General features: G+C 70.9%; 1 protein-coding gene. It reads left to right on the top strand.

Annotated elements, in window-relative coordinates; translation table 11 throughout:
- A partial coding sequence (locus tag ABD140_RS40025; protein WP_344248319.1) for a hypothetical protein occupies positions 1–513 on the top strand: 513 nt, incomplete at its 5' end.
- Positions 514–516 lie beyond the last annotated feature (3 nt).

The following is a 516-nucleotide window of genomic DNA, read 5'->3' as shown; positions in this document are numbered from 1 at the left end:
GGGCCCCCGGTGAGCCGCCAAGCAAACACCGAGGGCCTGGACCACAACCGACTAGAGCGGAGCAGTCCTGTGTCCATCTTCTCCATCACCGGCCACTGCGCCAAGCAGCGCCCCCAGCAGCTGGACGAGCTGCTGGCCCAGACCTACCCCGGGGCGATCACCTGGGCACTGGCCCGCACCCCCGACCTCCTCATGGAGGACGCCCTCGGGCACGGTGAGGCGCCCGTCTCCTACGAGGAGCGCCTGGCCGAGTGCCGCCTCACGTTCATGAAGCACCTGGCCACCTGGATGGACCACCACGGGCTCTCGGTGTCCGACCTCCAGGCCGCCCCCGCGATCAACATCCCGCTCCCCGTCGACCGCGACCCCCTGGTCCTGGTCCTGGACCCCGAGCTGCTGGAGCCGCTCGTGGGCGACCTGGAGGAGCTGGCCCGCACCGACGCCCTCGCCGACATCTTCGGCGAGATGCTCCTGGAGGCCGACCGCGAGATCGCGCTGGCGGTGGCGGCATGAGCA

The sequence above is a fragment of the Actinocorallia libanotica genome, assembly GCF_039525175.1.
GTDB classification, from domain to species: Bacteria; Actinomycetota; Actinomycetes; order Streptosporangiales; family Streptosporangiaceae; genus Actinocorallia; species Actinocorallia libanotica.
Note: the sequence above shows the minus strand (reverse complement) of the source record. Positions and strands in the feature narration are given on the sequence as shown.